This is a genomic window from Acinetobacter sp. ANC 3929 (assembly GCF_000369405.1).
GTDB lineage: Bacteria > Pseudomonadota > Gammaproteobacteria > Pseudomonadales > Moraxellaceae > Acinetobacter.
This window is the reverse complement of sequence record NZ_KB849998.1, coordinates 749906-769140: the sequence shown is the minus strand read 5'-3', so window position 1 is coordinate 769140 and position 19235 is coordinate 749906. Positions and strand designations below refer to the sequence as shown.

The following is a 19235-nucleotide window of genomic DNA, read 5'->3' as shown; positions in this document are numbered from 1 at the left end:
ACGATAACTTGTAGTATGATGCAGAGAGCTCAGTATCATTTCGCCAGAGAGAAAGTCCTATTTTTCTCGAGCACACACTTGTTGGGAATACAAAATGCCTGATTATCGTTCGAAAACATCAACACATGGAAGAAATATGGCTGGCGCGCGCGGTTTATGGCGTGCGACCGGTATGAAAGATGAAGATTTTGGCAAACCAATTATTGCGGTGGTCAACTCATTTACCCAATTTGTTCCAGGTCACGTGCATCTTAAAGATTTAGGTCAACTTGTTGCGAGAGAAATTGAAGCTTCTGGTGGTGTCGCGAAAGAGTTTAATACCATTGCTGTCGATGACGGCATTGCCATGGGTCATGACGGGATGCTGTATTCACTGCCATCTCGCGATTTGATTGCTGATTCTGTGGAATATATGGTCAATGCACACTGTGCCGATGCGATGGTATGTATCTCGAACTGTGACAAGATTACGCCGGGAATGTTGATGGCAGCGATGCGCCTGAATATCCCTGTGGTGTTCGTGTCTGGTGGTCCAATGGAAGCAGGTAAAGTCAAATTCCGTGGTGATGAAAAGGCGATTGACCTTGTTGATGCCATGGTGGTTGCAGCAGATGAAAGCTATACCGATGAAGAAGTGGCTGCATTTGAACGCTCAGCATGTCCAACCTGTGGTTCATGTTCAGGGATGTTCACAGCTAACTCAATGAACTGCTTAACCGAAGCTTTAGGTTTATCATTACCGGGTAATGGTTCAATCGTTGCGACGCATGCCAACCGTGAAAAATTGTTCTTAAGAGCTGGCCGTTTGGTTGTGGAATTAGCAAAACGTTATTATGAACAAAATGATGACAGCATCTTGCCACGTTCAATCGCAACCAAAGACGCGTTTGAAAATGCGATGACGCTTGATATTGCAATGGGTGGTTCAACCAATACGGTATTGCACTTACTTGCGGCTGCACATGAGGCCGAAGTTGATTTCACTATGGATGATATCGACCGTTTATCTCGCCAAGTACCGGTATTGTCAAAAGTTGCACCTGCCAAACAAGACGTGCATATGGAAGATGTACACCGTGCAGGTGGCATCATGGCGATCTTGGGTGAACTTGATCGTGCAAAGTTGTTAAAGACATCTTGTCCGACGGTACATGAACCAACTCTAAAAGATGCTTTAGACAAGTGGGATATTATCCGTACTGAAGATGCAGACGTTTATGAATTCTATCGTTCATCTCCAGGTGGTATTCCAACTCAAGTAGCGTTCTCGCAAAACCGTTATTATTCAACTTTGGATGGTGACCGTGAGAAAGGTGTGATTCGTAATGCGGAACATGCTTTCTCTAAAGACGGTGGTTTAGCAGTTCTTTATGGCAACATCGCATTGGATGGCTGTATCGTAAAAACAGCAGGTGTGGATGAGTCAATTCTTAAATTTACGGGTACAGCACGCGTTTTTGAAAGCCAAGATGCTGCAGTAGAAGCGATTTTGGATCATAAAATCGTTGCAGGTGACATCGTGGTGATTCGCTACGAAGGACCACGCGGTGGACCAGGGATGCAGGAAATGTTGTATCCAACCAGTTACCTTAAATCAAAAGGTTTAGGTAAAGACTGTGCCTTGATTACCGATGGTCGTTTCTCGGGCGGTTCGTCAGGTTTGTCGATTGGTCACGTTTCTCCAGAAGCAGCAGAAGGTGGTGCGATCGGTTTGGTTGAAGATGGCGATACCATTGAAATTGATATTCCAAACCGTACCATTCATTTGAATGTTGATGATGCAACTCTGGCACATCGTCGTACTGTTCAGGAAGCCAAAGGTTGGCATCCTGCTGAAGAGCGTAAACGTAAGGTGTCTAAGTCATTGAAGATTTACGCAATGCATTCGACTAGCGCAGCTAAAGGCGCAGTACGAGTTTTGTAATCCCATTTGGTCCCTCTTTCAATTAAGGGGGACTTTTTTCTCATTTTATAAGATACTGAATACACTTATTGGCTCACTTGTTAGAGCACAAGTTTGAAAAAACTTTTCCATTTATAAATTTATGACCATTAGAGGCTATCGACATGTCTTTGTTACGTCGTTGGTTTGACCCGATCCGATCGAGTTGGTTCTATCAGAAACCTTCGCGTCAGGCGGTGTTACCCACGGAACAGGGTTTAAGTATTTACCTGCGTCTGGACGATGTTTATAGCTATCTTGCGGTACAACAACTGGATCAGCTCAATGAAATTTTGAGTGATGAGTTGAAACCTTTAAAAGTGATTATTTCAAGGCAAGACGCAGAACCTCCTAACGAGATGTCCAAGCAGGATTGGCAAAGCTATTGTCTAAATGATGCTAAAATTCTCGCCAAGCAACATCGTTTTGGCTTTGATGACACCCCCGAAATTCCAAGTGCAGAAGCACTACAACAAGCTGAAACCATTCTTCGAAATACCCCGTTACGAGAGCAGAATTTCTTACATTTGCTTGAAGATGTGTTCCATATGCTATGGCAGCAACAATATGGAAAATTGCGTACCTTGTATGCAATGGCGAGCCAGCATCAAAGCCCTCAAGATTACCCTGAACGTATTTTTAAAGATGTGCCTGTTGCGGCTAGTTATTTTGAATTTGGTGAGCGCAAATACCAAGCGGTGGATGATTTACTGCGTCTGACCCGTCGTTTGAAACAACAGAAATTACTGACAGGAAATCCAATTTTCCTGATCAATCATATCGAATGGCGTGAGCATTTGATTAATGATGGTGAAGCTTTGGCAGAAGTCCAAGCCTTGCGTCCCGAATTGGATCTATATATCGCGCTTGAAGACCCAATGAGCTGGTTGTTATTGGCCTATATCAAAGAAGAGTTGGCCAATTATTATAATATCCAATTGAAGGTCTATCCTCTGAGTTATCACGGTCGCGACTGGTTTGACTGGGGGCTAGCGACTCGTGTTTCCAAGCGTACTCAAGTGGCCTTTACGCCATTTTGTCGTCCAACCAAAGAAGCAACCTATGAAATGGCACGACTGTTTTATAGTGTGCCAGAAGAACAGCAGGTAGATTGTATTCATCAGATTTTTGAAGGGGTGTGGACGAGGGGCAAAGATTTGTCATTTAAAGCACATTTCCAACGGATGCAGAAGCGCTTAGAGATCGACAACATCACCGAACAAGATGTTGAAGCTTTGCTGAAACAGAATGATCAATTGTGTCAGCAAAAGCATCAGCCAGATTTTCCTGTACTGGAATTACGCATCGATGGACAGAGCTATGTGTTTAATAGCCTGTATCGCGTTTGGATGATTGAAAGCATCATCAGCAATGTTCTAGAAGATAAGTATAAAACAGCCTCAAGCTCTGCCTGAGGCCCACTCCAAAAAATAAGAATAGGGCACGTGTTCATTTTTCCGTAGCATAACTCCGACGCAACATCGGAGATTCGGGCGTGACTTTTTTAGCAATTATTGTGATGGTATTTGTCTTTGCAGGCATGATTAAAGGCATGATCGGCTTGGGTTTACCAGCAGTTTCAATGGGGCTGCTCACGATTGCCATGAGTCCGTTTCAGGCAGCATCCCTACTTATCGTTCCTTCTATGATTACCAATATTTGGCAGTTGTTTGCAGAAGGACGAGTGTGGACTTTTGTCCGTCGTTTCTGGTCATTGCTGCTGGGGATTGTGATGGGTTCGATCTGGAGTTTCTTACCGACATTAAGCCAGGGTCATGGCAAGACCAGTGAAATTTTATTGGGCAGCATGTTGGTGCTATATGGTCTCTATGGTTTATGTGTCAAAAATCTACCTCATTTGGCAGCGTATGAACGTTGGTTATCCCCCTTGGTGGGGTATATCGGTGGTGCGGTAACTGTCGCAACAGGTGTGGTCATCATTCCAGTCGTGCCTTATTTGCAGTCTTTGCATTTGAAACGTGATGAGCTAGTTCAGGCTTTAGGATTGACTTTTACGGTGTCCACCATTTGCTTGGCCGTATTTCTACACCATAATCCGATGCAGGGAATCACACTGGATTATCGTCTGTCGGTTGTGGCCTTGGTGGCAGCTTTGGTTGGGATGTGGTTGGGTAAAAAAATTCGTTATCAACTGAATGAACAACGTTTCCGCCGTTTATTTTTTATCGGCTTGGTGGCGTTAGGCGGATATATGCTATCGCATTAATCTTGCTGTGAACTAAGGACGATGCTGTAATAGAAACTCAGAAAATTGCTGATAATTTTCGGGCAGTTGACTGAAATCTTGTGTTGCCAACAGCAGCTTCCGATTGGCCCACTCACCGAATAATTGAACCATGTGGAAATGATAATCGGGTTGTAAACGTTGTGCAGCACGGGCAGGCATAATAGCGACACCAACGCCTTTGGCGACCACCTCAGCAATTGCAGCAAAATTGGGTAAGCGCAAACGGTATTGGATATTAAAGCCAAGCAATTTGGCTTGAGTTTCAATGGATTGCTGCAAAGAATGATGTGGCATCAATCCAATAAAACCATAACTCAGTGCCTCGACCAGATTCAACGACGTATGCTGAGTTAAGGCATGGGCCGCAGGGCAGATCAGAACCAGTGGATCGCTGGCAAATTCTTGCGTCTGTAAATGTTGAGTATCAAAAAAACTGGAAACCAATCCGAGTTTGGCAATACCTTTGCTCAGTGCTGCCACGATTTCAGAACTTTCTGCTTCATGTAGGTCGATATTCATGTCTGCATGACGCATTAGAAATTGTGGTAATAGCGGTGGCAGATATTCACTTTGTGCAGAAGAATTACACCACAGGGTTAAGGATTCGGGCGATTGTTGCCGAAAGCGTTGCATCTCATGTTCGAGTTGATTTTTTTGTCCAATCAGACGGTGCGCATGTTCAGCCAAAGCATGTCCCGCCGTCGTGAGTTCGACCCCAGAGGTCTGTCGAATAAATAAGGCGGTATCGAAGTAGTGTTCGAGCTTTTTAATCCGTTCACTGGCCGCTTGCAGCGAAATTGCAGAACGTTCAGCCCCTTTGGTGAGACTACCAGTACTGACGACATGCAGGAATAATTGTAAATCAAAAAAATCAAAACGCATGATGGCAACGTATTGAAATATAAAAAGCCATCATACTAAAAAGGTGCTAAATAAAGATAGGACATTATTGTGGTGTAAAAAAAGGCAGCCTCAGCTGCCTTCGTTCTTCTAATTTTTATCTTTTAAACTAAACAACAAGTTGAGGAAAATCGCAGCAAAAGTAGCGGTACCAATACCACCTAAATTGAAGTTACCAAACAGTAATTCAAAGTTACCTGCCCCTAAAATAATGGTGACAGAGGCGATGATGAGATTTTTATTATTTGAGAAATCGACTTTATTTTCGATCCAGATCTTCGCGCCTGCAATGGTAATTAAACCAAATACCACGATCGAAGCACCTGTGAGGACTGCTGTCGGGATAGTACTAATCACTGCGCCAAATTTAGGAGACAGGCCCAAGAAAATCGCAAAGAGACCAGCGATTACAAATACAATCGTGGAATAAACGCGGGTCACTGCCATCACACCAATGTTTTCACCATATGTGGTCATGCCAGGCGCACCAACACTACCCGATAAAGTTGTAGCCAAACCATCGGCAACAAAAGCTTTGCCCAATTGTGGCGTAAGATTTTCACCAGTCATTGCACCGACTGCTTTGATATGACCAAGATTCTCTGCCACTAAAATCAGTGCGACTGGTGCAATAATCAGAATCGCATTTAAATCAAAAGTTGGATGTGAAAAGCTTGGAATACCGAACCATGGCGCTGCTGCGATTTGGGAGAAATCAATTGGTTTGCCATAGCCTAAAACATTGGTTGCAATGGCATAAATCGCATAGGCAATCAGCAGGCCAACCAGTAGCAATAAACGCTGTAATAGGCCTTTGGTAAACACCGCAATGATCCCCATACTGAGTACAGTAATGAGTGCCATCCACATTTCAAAAGGCTGTCCTGCAACGCCTTTGATGGTGACAGGTGCAAGGTTAAGACCAATGATCATCACGATCGCGCCAGTCACCACAGGTGGCATCAGTTTTTCGATCCAACGTGTACCTGTGAGCATGACTGCAAAACCAATCAAGGCATAAAAAATACCGCAGGCCACGATACCGCCTAAGGCTACAGAAAGATTTGGGTTGGCGCCTGAGCCAGTGATATGACCTGTTGCTGCAGCAACCACACCGATAAATGCAAAACTTGAGCCTAAGTAACTAGGTACACGTCCACCCGTGATCAGGAAGAAAATGATGGTACAAATCCCTGACATTAAGATGGCAAGGTTAGGACTAAAGCCCATCAATAATGGCGCAAGAACCGTTGCACCAAACATTGCAAATGCGTGTTGAACCCCGAGCACCGCACTTTGTAAGGGCGGTAAATATTCATTTGTCGCAACAGGGCGATGATCGATCTTCCCCTGATACGGCTGCCATTTTGGAAACCAACTTGACATAAATTAGACTCATTATGTGATATCAGCGCGTATGATACCCTGTCTTAAAACGAGCTTTCACCTATAAGCCATTGAGAATATTGCCAGAACAAGCATTGCGAGTTTATGTTTTTACCTTTTGGTAAAATTTATTTCAGAATAAGCTAGCGGTTTTATTATTTATTTTCGTGTTGATGGTTTAAAAAGTTAACTCTCTTATTTTCAAAATATTTTTTGATTTTTTTCTCTTTTTGAAATTCAGGTGGCATATTTTGCCAATCTTGCCATCAATCGGTGTGATTTCTATTGATGGCAAGGCTGACTTTTGACTTAACCTGTGTTGCGTAGACCCGCAGCAATCCCTGCGATACTGACCATCAAGGCATGATCGACAGGACTGTGTTCGGTTTGGTGTTCTTGTAAATACAGACGACGACGTTTCATCAACTCTGCTTGCAATAAATGCAATGGCAATAAGTACGGCTTGCGCACTTGCATGGATTGATCCAAGACCTCATTGTTGCTCAGCAGTTTTGATTCGCCTTTCAAACGGAGCAGGGTATCTACTGCATTTTGTAAACGTTGGCGTAGCTCAACCCCCAATACTTTCAAGTCCTGATCTTGAGTCAAATGCGACTCATAATACAGAGCAATATCGGCATCAGATTTCGACAACACCATTTCCAGCATATCAATCAGCGTCTGAAAATAAGGCCATTGTTCCAGCATCTCATTCAAGGTGTTTTTATGCTGTTCATGTACCTGATTAATCGCCGTACCCGTACCTAACCAAGCAGGCAGCATCAAACGGATTTGTGTCCATGCAAACACCCATGGAATGGCGCGCAGTGATTCAATGCCGCCACTGACTTTGCGTTTGGCTGGACGAGAACCAAGCGGCAACATTTGCAATTCCAGTTCAGGTGTAACTGTACGCAGATAGCTGACAAAGTTCGGATTTTCACGTACGGTTTGACGATAGACTTTAACTGATAAATCAGTCATTTGAGTCATCAGATCACGCCATTCTTGTTTCGGTTCAGGCGGTGGGAGCAACGTCGCTTCTAAGGTCGCTGCGGTATAGATTTCCAGATTTTGCAGTGCAATACCTTCTAAACCGAATTTAAAGCGAATCATCTCACCTTGTTCAGTGACACGGATTGCACCTGATATTGAACCTGGCGGTTGAGAGAATAGTGCTTGTTGCGTTGGCGCACCACCGCGGCTGATTGAACCGCCACGACCATGGAATAAGGTCAATTGCACATCATGATTTTGCGCGATGGCAGTCAACTCTTCCTGAGCACGATATTGTGCCCAGTTGGCTGACATAAAGCCCGCATCTTTGGCGGAGTCGGAATAACCAATCATCACCTCATGCTTACCCTGAATATGCTGTTTGTACCAATGCATATTGAACAAGGTGTTCATGGTTTTGGCTGCGCCGTCGAGATCCTTTAATGTTTCAAATAAAGGGACCACACGAAGCGGATGCTGAATCCCAGCTTCCTTTTGTAGCAACAGCACCGCAAGGACATCACTTGGATATTCTGCCATCGAAATAATATAGGCACCTAAACTCTCAGTCGGTTGTTCCGCCAATGTACGCATGGTGGCAAACACTTCAAGTACATCGGGATGCTGAATCAAGCTGCCTTCTGGCTCATTAAAAAACTTCGGTAATAGTGGACGCTTGCTTTGGAGTTCCTGAATCAGGAAATTTTGGCGTGCTTGTTCAGTCCATGATTCAAAATTGCCTAGACCCAGATATTCGGTAATGGCTGAAATCGCTTGGCGATGGCGACCTGATTCTTGACGAATATCGAGTTTGAGCAGCTCAATACCGAAACAGTTGACCCGATAAATAAAATCGAGCAATTGTCCATTGGCGATCTCCGCCAGATTGCTGTCAATCAATGAGCGATAGCAAAGCAGTAAAGGCGCTAATAGTTCATCTTTATTTCTGATGATATTACTGTCATCAGCTTCAGTTCCTTGCAGACGGTGTGCCAGCCATGAGCGTGTCGCTTTGAGACGTTCGCGAGTCTCACGTAAATATTCACGATACGGTTCCGGATGCTCATAGCCTAAAGCTTGGGTCAGTTCTTCCGAACAGCTTTGAATCGACAATTCCCAGCGTAAATTTTCAATGTCACGCAGATACAAATCTGCTGCCTGCCAACGGGATAACCACAGCACTTCTTGGGTCACTTGATGAGTTACATTCGGGTTGCCGTCACGGTCACCGCCCATCCATGAAGCAAAACGAATCGGAGCAATACTTAAGGGTAAGGTTTGCTCACAATGTTGTTGCGTCAGCTCATTCAGTTCACGTATGAATTTAGGTACAGCATTCCAAAGTGATTGTTCAATCGTTGCAAAGCCCCATTTGGCTTCATCCACTGGGGTCGGGCGATGCTGACGAATCTCATCGGTTTGCCATGCTGAACTGACCAATTGCTTAAGGGTAGCGATGGTCTGCTTGCGTTCTCTAGGCGTGAGTTTCTGTTGATCCAGCTGCGAGAGACAGTCGGTAATATCGTCATATTTTTGAATCAAGGTGCGACGGCTGACCTCGGTTGGGTGAGCAGTCAGCACCAGTTCAATTTTTAAATCACAGATCTGCTGAAACAGTTGTTGCGTATTGATCTGTTGGCTTTTAAATTTTTCAAATAAATGCGGGAGCGGATTCGGACTAGGCGCCTGTTCATCAAATTCGGCCTGACGACGGCTACGAACCACATGATATTGTTCAGCAATATTGGCGAAGTTAAGAAAATGTGAGAATGCGCGAGTCAGTGGCAGAATCTCTTCATCTTTTAAACCGAGGAACAGTTGTTCTAGCTGTTTTTCAGCTTCGACTTGGCCGTCACGTGCGCCTTTGGCTAATGCGCGAATTTGCTCAATCTGATTAAACAAATCTTGCCCAGCATGTTGCTTTAAGGTCTCTCCAAGTAAATTGCCCAGTAATCGGACATCTTCACGTAATGGAGCAGTGATTTGCTGAATCATTCTAATTCTCCTGTTGTTCTCATTCGACTATAGCGCGATTGAGAGACAATCCAAGAGCAGAACGTAAAAAAATGTGAATTTTCTCTAAGTTTTAGCTTGATATTTAAGCAAAAAAATCTCGATGGCGTGTTGAATCATCTGATCGATTTCAAGTGGGGTTGGCACTGGTGATAAACCCAGTAGCACCTGCTGATGACGAATCCCTAGCATCAAGGAAATAATCAGTTCAGTTTGCTTCAGCGGCTCATCAGCTTGAATAAATTTAAATGCGATGGCTTGCTCAAAAAAATCACACCAGACATGACACATGCGGGTATGTGAGGCATCAAAAAACTGTTTGGCCAAAGGGCTTTGCTCAGCTGCCAGTTCAAACAGCAAACAGTCCAGTTTCAGGGCTTCGGGTAAATAAATAATCCCTAAAGCACGTTGACACATTAAGGTCAGTGCCTGCTCAAAATTAGATTCAGCGGTCAGTTCAAACTGTTTGGCCCGAATCGATTCTTCACAACTTTCTTCGATGGCACAGATAAATAGATTGCCTTTATCTTGGAAGTGATTATACACCGTGAGTTTAGTGACACCTGCATCTTTGGCAATCTGGTTCATACTGGTGGCGTGATAGCCCATTTTTAAAAAAATAGATTTTGCAGCCTGTAAAATCTTGGCTCTTTTTTCTAAATCTTTAGGACGGCCACTACTGATCTGCACGTTATCGTTCTCTTTTAATTGATTTAAAATCAAATTTCTAGGTTTAATTTTTAATTAGTGTACTCATGGGTATATTAATTAAAAAATAAACAATCTATGATAATGCTCATATCACGCCTTAAAAATCAATTTGAATAAGAGCGCAAAGAGATGAATCAGATTAATCGTATCATATTGGGGTTACTCATTGTCAGTAGTGTACTCCTCAGCGCATGTCAAAAAGAGGTGCCGAAGACTGAGGAAATTCCCTATGTCATGGTGACACAACCGAGCAGCAATCATGTTGATCAAAAAAGCTATGCTGGTGATGTGCAGGCGAGACAGCAAACCGCTTTGGCCTTCCGTGTCGGGGGACAGATTACCGAACGTTATGTCGATGTTGGTGATCGGGTCAAAGTGGGACAAGTACTGGCGAAATTAGATGTAAAAGACGCGCAATTGCAGATGAATGCAGCCAAGGCTCAATTAAATAGTGCGCAGGCTGCTGCAAAGATTGCTGCTGAAGAATATCAGCGTTATCAGCAACTTTTACCTGTCAACGCGGTGAGCCGTTCGCAATTTGATGCAGTCAAAAATCAATATGAATCGGCACAAGCAAGCCTACAACAAGCACGTTCAAACTATGAAGTGTCGTCTAACCAAACGGGTTATAACCAGTTAGTCTCCAATAAAAATGGTGTGATTACTCAACGTCAAATCGAGATTGGACAGGTCATTGCAGCAGGGCAAGCGGTTTATCAATTGGCGATTGATGGTGAACGTGAAGTGGTGTTTGGTGTGCCTGAGCAAGCAGTGAGTAGCATTAAAGTCGGACAACCTGTATGGGTCACTTTATGGTCACAGCCAGATGCGCGGTTCGCGGCGAAAGTACGTGAGGTTTCACCCGCAGCAGATCAGTCGCGCACTTTCACCGTAAAAGTCTCTTTGCTTGAAGGGCAATCCAGTATTCAGCTAGGCCAAAGTGCACGGGTATTCTTTGTCGCAAATGAAAATAATGTGTTGAGCGTACCGTTATCCAGTGTCACTGCCAATGATCAACAAGCTTATGTTTGGGTGGTCAATGCGAATCAAAGTATACGCAAAGTGCCTGTTACTTTAGGTACTTATGGGCGAGATAGTGTGCCTGTGCTGTCTGGCTTAAAAGCAACCGATTGGGTTGTGGTTGGTGGTGTTCATTTACTGCGTGACCAGCAAAAAATTCATCCAGTTGATCGTGATAATCGTGAAGTCACCATAAAAGCGGGAGGTTAAACATGAAATTTAACCTTTCAGAATGGGCACTCAAGAATAAGGGGATTATCCTTTATTTTATGCTGTTGCTCGGCATTGTTGGCATCATCTCTTATTCCAAACTTTCGCAAAGTGAAGATCCGCCGTTTACCTTTAAGGTGATGGTGGTACAGACCTATTGGCCGGGAGCAACTGCCAAAGAAGTGTCGACCTTGGTAACGGATCGAATCGAAAAAGAATTGATGACCACGGGGCAGTACGACCGCATCATGGCCTATTCACGACCAGGGGAGTCTTTGGTGACGTTTGTGGCCAAAGACAGTTTGCCATCGAGTGCTATTCCCGACGTTTGGTATAACGTACGCAAGAAGGTCAATGATATCCGCTCGCAACTGCCGAGTGGTGTACAAGGGCCCTTTTTCAATGATGAGTTTGGTGACACCTTCGGTAATATCTATGTACTGACAGGCAAAGACTTTGACTATGCGGTAATGAAAGAATATGCCGACCGTTTGCAACTGCAATTGCAACGAGTCAAAGATGTCAACAAGGTTAATCTGGTTGGTCTACAAGATCAGAAAATCTGGATTGAACTGTCTAATACCAAAGCGGTACAGCTGGGTGTGCCTGTCACTGCAATTCAGGAAGCCATTCAAAAACAAAATGACATGGCGGGTGCGGGTTTCTTTGAAACAGGTACAGACCGTATTCAAATCCGAGTGAGTGGACACTTACATAGTGTTGATGAGCTGAAAAAAATGCCGTTGTTGGTGGGGGATAAAACCATTCAACTGGGCGATGTTGCTGAAGTCTATCGGGGCTTTAGTGAGCCTGCTCAACCTCGTATGCGTTTTATGGGCGAAAACGGTATTGGTATCTCCGTTTCGATGCGTAAAGGCGGTGACATTATTGCGTTGGGTAAAAACCTTGAAACCGAATTCAATCGCCTACAAAAAACCTTACCTTTGGGCATGAAACTGCAAAAAGTGTCTGATCAGCCTGTCGCGGTACAACGCAGTATTCAAGAGTTTTTAAAGGTTTTAGCAGAAGCTGTCATTATCGTTTTATTGGTGAGCTTCTTCTCACTGGGTTTTCGTACGGGTTTGGTGGTGGCATTGTCTATTCCACTGGTATTGGCCATGACCTTTGCAGGCATGAATCTATTTGATGTAGGCCTACATAAGATTTCACTGGGGGCATTAATTCTGGCCCTAGGGTTGCTGGTCGATGATGCGATTATCGCCGTTGAAATGATGGCGATTAAAATGGAGCAGGGTTATAGCAGGTTGAAAGCGGCTGGTTTTGCATGGCAAACCACTGCTTTTCCGATGTTGACGGGAACGCTGATTACCGCAGCAGGTTTCTTGCCAATTGCGACAGCCCAATCGGGTACAGGTGAATACACCCGTTCTATTTTCCAAGTGGTGACCATTGCCCTGATGGTGTCATGGATTGCGGCTGTTTTGTTTGTCCCTTATTTAGGTGAAAAGCTATTACCCGATTTCAGCAAACAGAATCAGCAGGCTGCATGGTATCTGCGTTTATGGGCGCGACTGCGTAAGCAGCCTGCACCTGTGGTGCAAGCACATGGGCAACATCACGATCCATATCAATCCAAGTTCTATCAGTCCTTCGGTCGTGTGGTTGAAATTTGTATTACTTATCGTAAAACCGTGATTGCAGTGACAGTCGGAATCTTTGTGTTGTCGGTCGCAATGTTTAAATTGGTGCCGCAACAATTCTTCCCGCCATCGAACCGTGCTGAAATTTTGGTGGATTTAAAACTTGAAGAGGGGGCATCACTGACCGCTACCGAACAAGCGGTACATAAGGTGGAGCAGTTCCTGTCCAAGCAAAAGGGGATTGATAACTATGTGGCCTATGTGGGAACAGGTTCACCACGGTTCTATTTACCGTTAGATCAGCAATTACCACAAGCCAGTTTTGCTCAATTCGTTGTATTGGCCTCGTCTTTAGATGATCGTGACGAAATCCGCCGCTCTTTGGACAAGCAGATTAAGCAGTTATTACCTCAAGTGCGAACACGGGTATCGTTACTGGAAAATGGCCCACCTGTCGGTTATCCATTGCAGTATCGTGTGTCGGGTGAAGACCTCGGGACCGTACGTCAATGGGCGCAAAAAGTTGCCAAAGTTCTGAGTGAAGATCCAAACACCACCAATGTACATTTGGACTGGGGCGAGCCAAGCAAAATCATTGCGATTGAAATTGATCAGGATCGTGCACGTCAAATGGGTGTTTCCAGTGTTGATCTCGCCAATTTCCTCAATGCATCGGTGACGGGTGCGGTGATGAATCAATATCGTGAAAAACGTGAATTGATTGAAATCCGCTTACGTGGTGATAAATCTGAACGCGTTGAAGTGGCATCTTTGGCAAGCTTGGCAGTACCGACCAGCAAAGGTACAACAGTCCCGTTGGCGCAAATAGCCAACATTGAATCCCGTTTTGAAGAAGGTTTAATTTGGCATCGTAATCGCCTGCCAACCATTACCGTTCGTGCCGATATCCGTACCCACTTACAACCTGCAACCGTAGTACAACAGTTGGCTGATCAGATGCAGACCTTACGTGCAGATCTGCCAAGTGGTTACCTACTGGAGGTGGGGGGAACAGTTGAAGAGTCGGCTAAGGGGCAAAATTCGGTGAATGCCGGTATGCCATTGTTCTTGGCAGTGGTAATGACTTTGTTAATGATTCAGCTTCGTAGTATGTCGCGGGCAACCATTGTCTTGCTGACAGCACCACTGGGTTTGATTGGTGTAGTTGCATTCCTACTGTTGTTCAACAAACCCTTCGGTTTTGTGGCAATGCTTGGCACCATTGCCCTGTCAGGGATGATTATGCGTAATTCATTGATTCTGATCGACCAGATTGAGCAAGATATTCATGCTGGACATACACCATGGGACGCGGTGATTGGTGCAACTATGCGCCGTTTCCGTCCAATTGTGTTGACGGCATTGGCTGCAGTGTTGGCGATGATACCTTTATCCCGCAGTATTTTCTTTGGTCCGATGGCTGTTGCGATTATGGGGGGGCTGATTGTTGCCACCTTATTAACCTTATTTTTCCTGCCTGCATTGTATGCAGCATGGTTTAAGGTTAAGAAAACAACACAACTATCGTAATTATTTTGTGAATAAAGGTGCGAAAGATTGAAAATTTCAATATAGTAGCACCTATATTTTAAGACCAAAAAATAATTGAATTTCATAGCATGACAAATTTTGCATAATGCTGTGAATGAGGTGATAGAGAGCATGGGGCAAGACGGTATTGAGCAGCATCGCCGCTATGTGGTGATTTCTTATGTGTTCATGTTTCTTGCATTATTTACGATAGTGTTTGCTGCATTTGCGTACCTATTAGCACGAAAAGTTGCGACTGTGGATAATGCCGAAGTATGGATACATGCGCATGCACTCTGGATTATGCGTAATGTAATGTTGTTTTTGCTGATGGCCTTCTTTGCAGCGCTGTGGTTTATTCCATTGTTCTTTTTTGCTTGGGACAGTGCGCTTTGGGTGACTGCAATGACGGTTGCTGGAGTCGTATTTAGTTCAATTGCATGGTTGTTTTTATTGAATGCTTGGCTGAAAGGTATTGCGAAGTACTTTAAAAATAAAGCTGTTTTCTAAATTTATCGCTTTTTTATTGAAATAGACCTTGTAAATTTATTGTACAGCCCCTATTAAGGCTCTGTTGACTTTTTATTTCTAAAGTCAGCAGAGCCTATTTGTTTTTTAGATTTAAGTAAATTCCGTGAGGAGCACCGCCAACCATGGCTAAACGTGATTATTATGAGGTTTTAGGCGTTTCGAAAACCGCAAGTGATGATGAGATCAAAAAAGCCTATCGTAAGTTGGCGATGAAGTATCATCCAGACCGTAATCCAGACAACGCAGAAGCTGAAGAAAAGTTCAAAGAAGCTGCAGAAGCGTATGAAGTGCTTTCTGATGAAGAAAAGCGCAGCATGTATGACCGCGCAGGACACAGTGCCTTTGAAGGCGGCTTTGGTGGTGCGGGTGGTGGCTTCGGTGGTTTTAGCGCAGAAGATATTTTCAGTCAGTTTGGCGATATCTTTGGTGGTGCGTTTGGTGGCGGTGGTCGTCAACAACGTCAACGCCGTGGTTCAGACCTCCGTTATGTCATGGAACTCACACTTGAAGAAGCTGTAAAAGGCGTGAAAAAAACCATTACTTTCACTGCGCCAGCGCCATGTGAAACGTGTGATGGTAAAGGATCTAAAAATCCGAAAGATGTTGAAACTTGCCGTACCTGTCACGGTGCGGGTCAAGTGCGTATGCAACAAGGTTTCTTCTCGGTTCAGCAGACTTGTAGCACCTGTCGTGGTCAAGGCCAAATTATTAAAAATCCGTGTAATACCTGTCATGGTTCAGGTGTTGCAGATCGTCAGCAAACACTTGAAGTCACCATTCCAGCCGGTGTGGACAATGGCGATCGTGTACGCTTAACAGGTAAAGGCGAAGCCATTCGTGATGGTCAAGCAGGCGATTTATACGTTGAAGTCGTTGTTCGTGAACACGAAATTTTCCAACGTGATGGCGCGGACCTATATATGGATGTACCGATCAGCATTGCCGATGCTGCTTTAGGTAAAGAAATTGAAATCCCGACCCTTGATGGTCGTGTCAGCTTAAAAATTCCAGAAGGCACTCAAACAGGTAAATTGTTCCGCTTACGTGGTAAGGGAGTTCGCCCAGTACGTAGCAGTATGGTGGGTGATTTACTTTGCCGTATTGTGGTTGAAACGCCAGTGAATTTGACCGGTCGTCAACGTGAATTGATGAAAGAGTTACAAGCCTCTTTCGAAGGTGACGGTCATGCTTCATCACCAAAGAAAAAATCGTTCTTTGATCGTCTATTTGACTAATTAGACCTCCATAAAAAAACCTGCTGCGGCAGGTTTTTTTATTGGAATTTTTTAGCGCAAGCACAGAGTTTTGCTATAGTAGCTGAATTGTTTAAATAAAAGACTGGGAAAAATTATGTCATCTTCTCCACGCATTGGAATCTTGGGTGCAGGCGGACGCATGGGGCGTATTCTGATTCAAGCGGTACAACAAGCAGGCTATCAGCTTGCAGCGGCTGTTGAGCGTCCAGAAAGCAGTTTGGTCGGTGCAGATGCAGGTGAGCTTGCTGGTATTGGCAGCATCGGCGTCAAGATCGTGGGAAGTTTGAGTGAAGTGTTGAAAGACTGTGATGTGGTGATTGATTTTACCGCGCCTGTCGCAACTGAACAGCACTTAAAATTATGCCGTGAAGCGGGCGTGGCAATGGTGATTGGTACCACAGGGATGTCGGATGAGCAAAAGGCTTTTCTGGATCAAACAGCCAAACAGACACCCATCGTGTATGCTGCCAATTACTCAGTAGGTGTGAACGTTTCGATTAAATTGTTAGAACTTGCTGCAAAAGTGTTTGGCGATACAGTTGATATCGAAATCATTGAAGCGCACCATCGTCATAAAGTCGATGCACCATCAGGCACTGCATTTATGATGGGTGAAGCAATTGCAGATACCTTAGGTCGTAACTTGAAAGAAGTTGCGGTCTATGGTCGTGAAGGTTATACCGGTCCGCGTGATCGTCAAACCATTGGTTTTGAAACTATTCGCGGTGGTGATATCGTGGGTGAGCATACGGTGATGTTTATCGGTGAAGGTGAGCGTGTAGAAGTAACCCATAAAGCAACCAATCGTATGAATTTTGCCTCAGGTGCAGTTCGTGCAGCGGCATGGGTTGTTGGTCGTGAAGCGCGTAAATATGATATGAAAGATGTTTTAGGCTTTAATGATATTGAAGTATAAAACATTCCTTTTTTGTACTATAAAAGAGCTTGCTGCGCTTTCTTCCCCGTGAAGTCACGCAAGCTCTCCTGATCATTACAACAATTGAGCATGACATGAATAAAAAACATATTGTTCTTGCCACACTGCTAAGTATCAGCAGCTTGGCTGTAACTGCTGCAACCGATACCGCCAAACTGAGTTTAAATCGCAATAATATTAAAGTTTGGACGTACCAAACAGAAAGCAATCCGATTATCCAATATAAGGCTGAAACAACCTTTGATGTACCGTTGGAGCGTGCCGTGGCTGTGGTACTTGATGTAGAACGTACACCACAATGGGTGCCGTATGTGGGTAAGGCACAAATGTTGTCTCGAGATGACAAGAAAGGTGAATTCACCCTGTATATGGTTTTGGATTTTCCATTTCCTTTAAAAGACCGTGATGTAGTGATTAAAGGGAAAATGAGTAAGAATGCTGATGGCAGCATTAGTATTAAAAACAATGCCATCCAAAATAATTATCCTGAGCAGCCTGATGTGGTGCGTTTAAGTAAATATGCGGGGGATTGGACTTTCCAACGATTATCAAATAATAAAGTTAAAGTAACCACCAGTGGCTATGCAGATCCAGCAGGGGCGATTCCATTGAGCTTTGTGAATATGTTTGTGCAGCAGCAACCGTATCAAATGCTCATGAAAATGAAAAAAGAAGTGAATAATCCGTTATATGCGCAACCGCAGTTGCCAGATTTATTAAAATAATAAAAAAGCCTGATTTAAATCAGGCTTTTTTTATGTGAGCTTAAGCTTGAGGACATTGTTGTAATGGCGTGTCTGGTTTGGCTGCTAATTTCATTTGAATGAAAACCAAGATCAAACCAATACCTGCCAATACCGCACCAATCATGGAAACAGCCGCGTAGTTTAAGCCGAGACTTAATACCGCACCTCCTGCTGCTGCACCAATCGCATTGCCTAAGTTAAATGCACCAATATTCACAGAAGAAGCAAGTCCAGAGGCTTCATGTGCAACCGACATCACGCGCATTTGTAATGGTGGAACAATTGCAAAGGCTGCTGCACCCCAGATCACCAAACCGATTGCTGCACCCAATTGGCTTTGAGCAAGGATTGGGAAGATGATCATCAATGCGATCAGTAGCACCAAGAAACCAATTAAGGTTTTATCAATCGATAAGTCTGCAAACTTTCCACCAAAATGGTTCCCGATTGAAAAACCAATTCCGATCAAGACTAACATCATGGTGATAAAGGTCGGAGAGGCATGGGTGAACTCAACCAGACTTGGTGCGATATAGGTGTATAAGGTGAACATCGCTGAGGCACCAAACACGGTTGTGAGCAATGCCAATACCACGGGTAGGCGAGTAAGAACGCTTAACTCCATTTTTACATTTGGCTTTTGTCCGATAGATCCGACAGGAAGGGCCTTCCAAAGTGACAGCATGGTGATGACACCGAGGGCTGAAATCGCGAGGAAAGACATTCTCCAACCAATGTTTTGCCCCACCCATGTTGCCAGTGGTACACCACCAATATTGGCGATGGTTAAGCCCATAAACATGGTGGCCACCGCACTGGCCTGTTTATTTGCAGGAACCACACTGGCTGCGACCACAGAGCCAATCCCGAAGAAAGCACCGTGGTTCAAGCTGGTAATCAAGCGAGCACCCATTAAGCTCATGTAGTTGGGTGCAAATGCTGCGATCAGGTTGCCAATGGTAAAGATTGCCATCAGTAGAATCAGTGCATTACGACGGGCAAACCCACCAAACCATAAGGTCATGATCGGCGCACCCAACATTACGCCCAGCGCATAGCCTGTAATGAGCATGCCAGCACTCGGGATAGATACACCGAGATCATTGGCAATATTGGGTAACAGGCCCATGGGTGAAAATTCGGTGGTTCCGATGGCAAAGGCACCAATCGCCAGTGCCAATAACGGCAGATTAATGCGGCTGCTCATG

Annotated in this window: 14 protein-coding genes; 9 read left to right on the top strand and 5 right to left on the bottom strand. The window is 44.4% G+C overall.

What is annotated here, in order from left to right; all coding sequences use genetic code 11:
• Positions 1–94: 94 nt before the first annotated feature.
• The 3 genes from ilvD to F909_RS12725 all read left to right on the top strand — a co-directional run bounded on the left by ilvD (position 95) and on the right by F909_RS12725 (position 4169).
• Positions 95–1924: a dihydroxy-acid dehydratase gene (ilvD, locus tag F909_RS12715; protein WP_032877733.1), complete on the top strand. Its 1830-nt coding sequence runs from the start codon at positions 95–97 to the stop codon at positions 1922–1924.
• 143 nt (positions 1925–2067) lie between these two features.
• Positions 2068–3357, top strand: a complete 1290-nt coding sequence (locus tag F909_RS12720; RefSeq protein WP_005147910.1) for a hypothetical protein — start codon at positions 2068–2070, stop codon at positions 3355–3357.
• 80 nt (positions 3358–3437) lie between these two features.
• The gene (locus F909_RS12725) at positions 3438–4169 is read left to right on the top strand and encodes a sulfite exporter TauE/SafE family protein (RefSeq protein ID WP_005147909.1); all 732 of its coding nucleotides are present in this window, start codon (positions 3438–3440) and stop codon (positions 4167–4169) included.
• Positions 4170–4181: 12 nt separating this feature from the next.
• Here F909_RS12725 and F909_RS12730 read toward each other — a convergent pair whose 3' ends face one another.
• The 4 genes from F909_RS12730 to F909_RS12745 form a co-directional block, all read right to left on the bottom strand.
• Entirely contained in the window at positions 4182–5072 is an 891-nt protein-coding gene (locus F909_RS12730; protein WP_005147903.1) for a LysR family transcriptional regulator, read from the bottom strand.
• Positions 5073–5180: 108 nt separating this feature from the next.
• On the bottom strand, positions 5181–6476 hold the full coding sequence (locus tag F909_RS12735) for a solute carrier family 23 protein (protein ID WP_005147902.1): 1296 nt from the start codon (positions 6474–6476) through the stop codon (positions 5181–5183).
• Positions 6477–6785: 309 nt separating this feature from the next.
• Positions 6786–9467: a phosphoenolpyruvate carboxylase gene (ppc, locus tag F909_RS12740; RefSeq protein ID WP_005147901.1), complete on the bottom strand. Its 2682-nt coding sequence runs from the start codon at positions 9465–9467 to the stop codon at positions 6786–6788.
• Between the two features lie 84 nt (positions 9468–9551).
• Positions 9552–10175 carry a TetR/AcrR family transcriptional regulator gene (locus F909_RS12745; RefSeq protein ID WP_005147900.1) on the bottom strand — a complete coding sequence of 208 codons (624 nt, stop codon included), beginning with the start codon at positions 10173–10175 and terminating at the stop codon, positions 9552–9554.
• 150 nt (positions 10176–10325) lie between these two features.
• Here F909_RS12745 and F909_RS12750 point away from each other — a divergent pair, with 150 nt between their 5' ends.
• From F909_RS12750 to F909_RS12775, 6 genes are all read left to right on the top strand, one after another.
• Positions 10326–11426, top strand: a complete 1101-nt coding sequence (locus tag F909_RS12750) for an efflux RND transporter periplasmic adaptor subunit (RefSeq protein WP_005147899.1) — start codon at positions 10326–10328, stop codon at positions 11424–11426.
• A gap of 2 nt (positions 11427–11428) precedes the next feature.
• Complete coding sequence (locus F909_RS12755) at positions 11429–14557, top strand: efflux RND transporter permease subunit (protein WP_005147898.1); 3129 nt, start codon at positions 11429–11431, stop codon at positions 14555–14557.
• Positions 14558–14689: 132 nt separating this feature from the next.
• The gene (locus F909_RS12760) at positions 14690–15067 is read left to right on the top strand and encodes a hypothetical protein (protein ID WP_005147897.1); all 378 of its coding nucleotides are present in this window, start codon (positions 14690–14692) and stop codon (positions 15065–15067) included.
• 143 nt (positions 15068–15210) lie between these two features.
• Entirely contained in the window at positions 15211–16323 is a 1113-nt protein-coding gene (dnaJ, locus tag F909_RS12765; protein ID WP_005147895.1) for a molecular chaperone DnaJ, read from the top strand.
• A gap of 115 nt (positions 16324–16438) precedes the next feature.
• Positions 16439–17260, top strand: coding sequence for a 4-hydroxy-tetrahydrodipicolinate reductase (dapB, locus tag F909_RS12770; protein WP_005147894.1), 822 nt, complete (start codon positions 16439–16441; stop codon positions 17258–17260).
• 95 nt (positions 17261–17355) lie between these two features.
• On the top strand, positions 17356–18006 hold the full coding sequence (locus F909_RS12775) for an START domain-containing protein (RefSeq protein WP_005147893.1): 651 nt from the start codon (positions 17356–17358) through the stop codon (positions 18004–18006).
• 40 nt (positions 18007–18046) lie between these two features.
• Here the strand turns inward: F909_RS12775 and F909_RS12780 are convergent, their stop codons facing one another.
• Entirely contained in the window at positions 18047–19234 is a 1188-nt protein-coding gene (locus F909_RS12780) for an MFS transporter (protein WP_005147891.1), read from the bottom strand.
• Position 19235 lies beyond the last annotated feature (1 nt).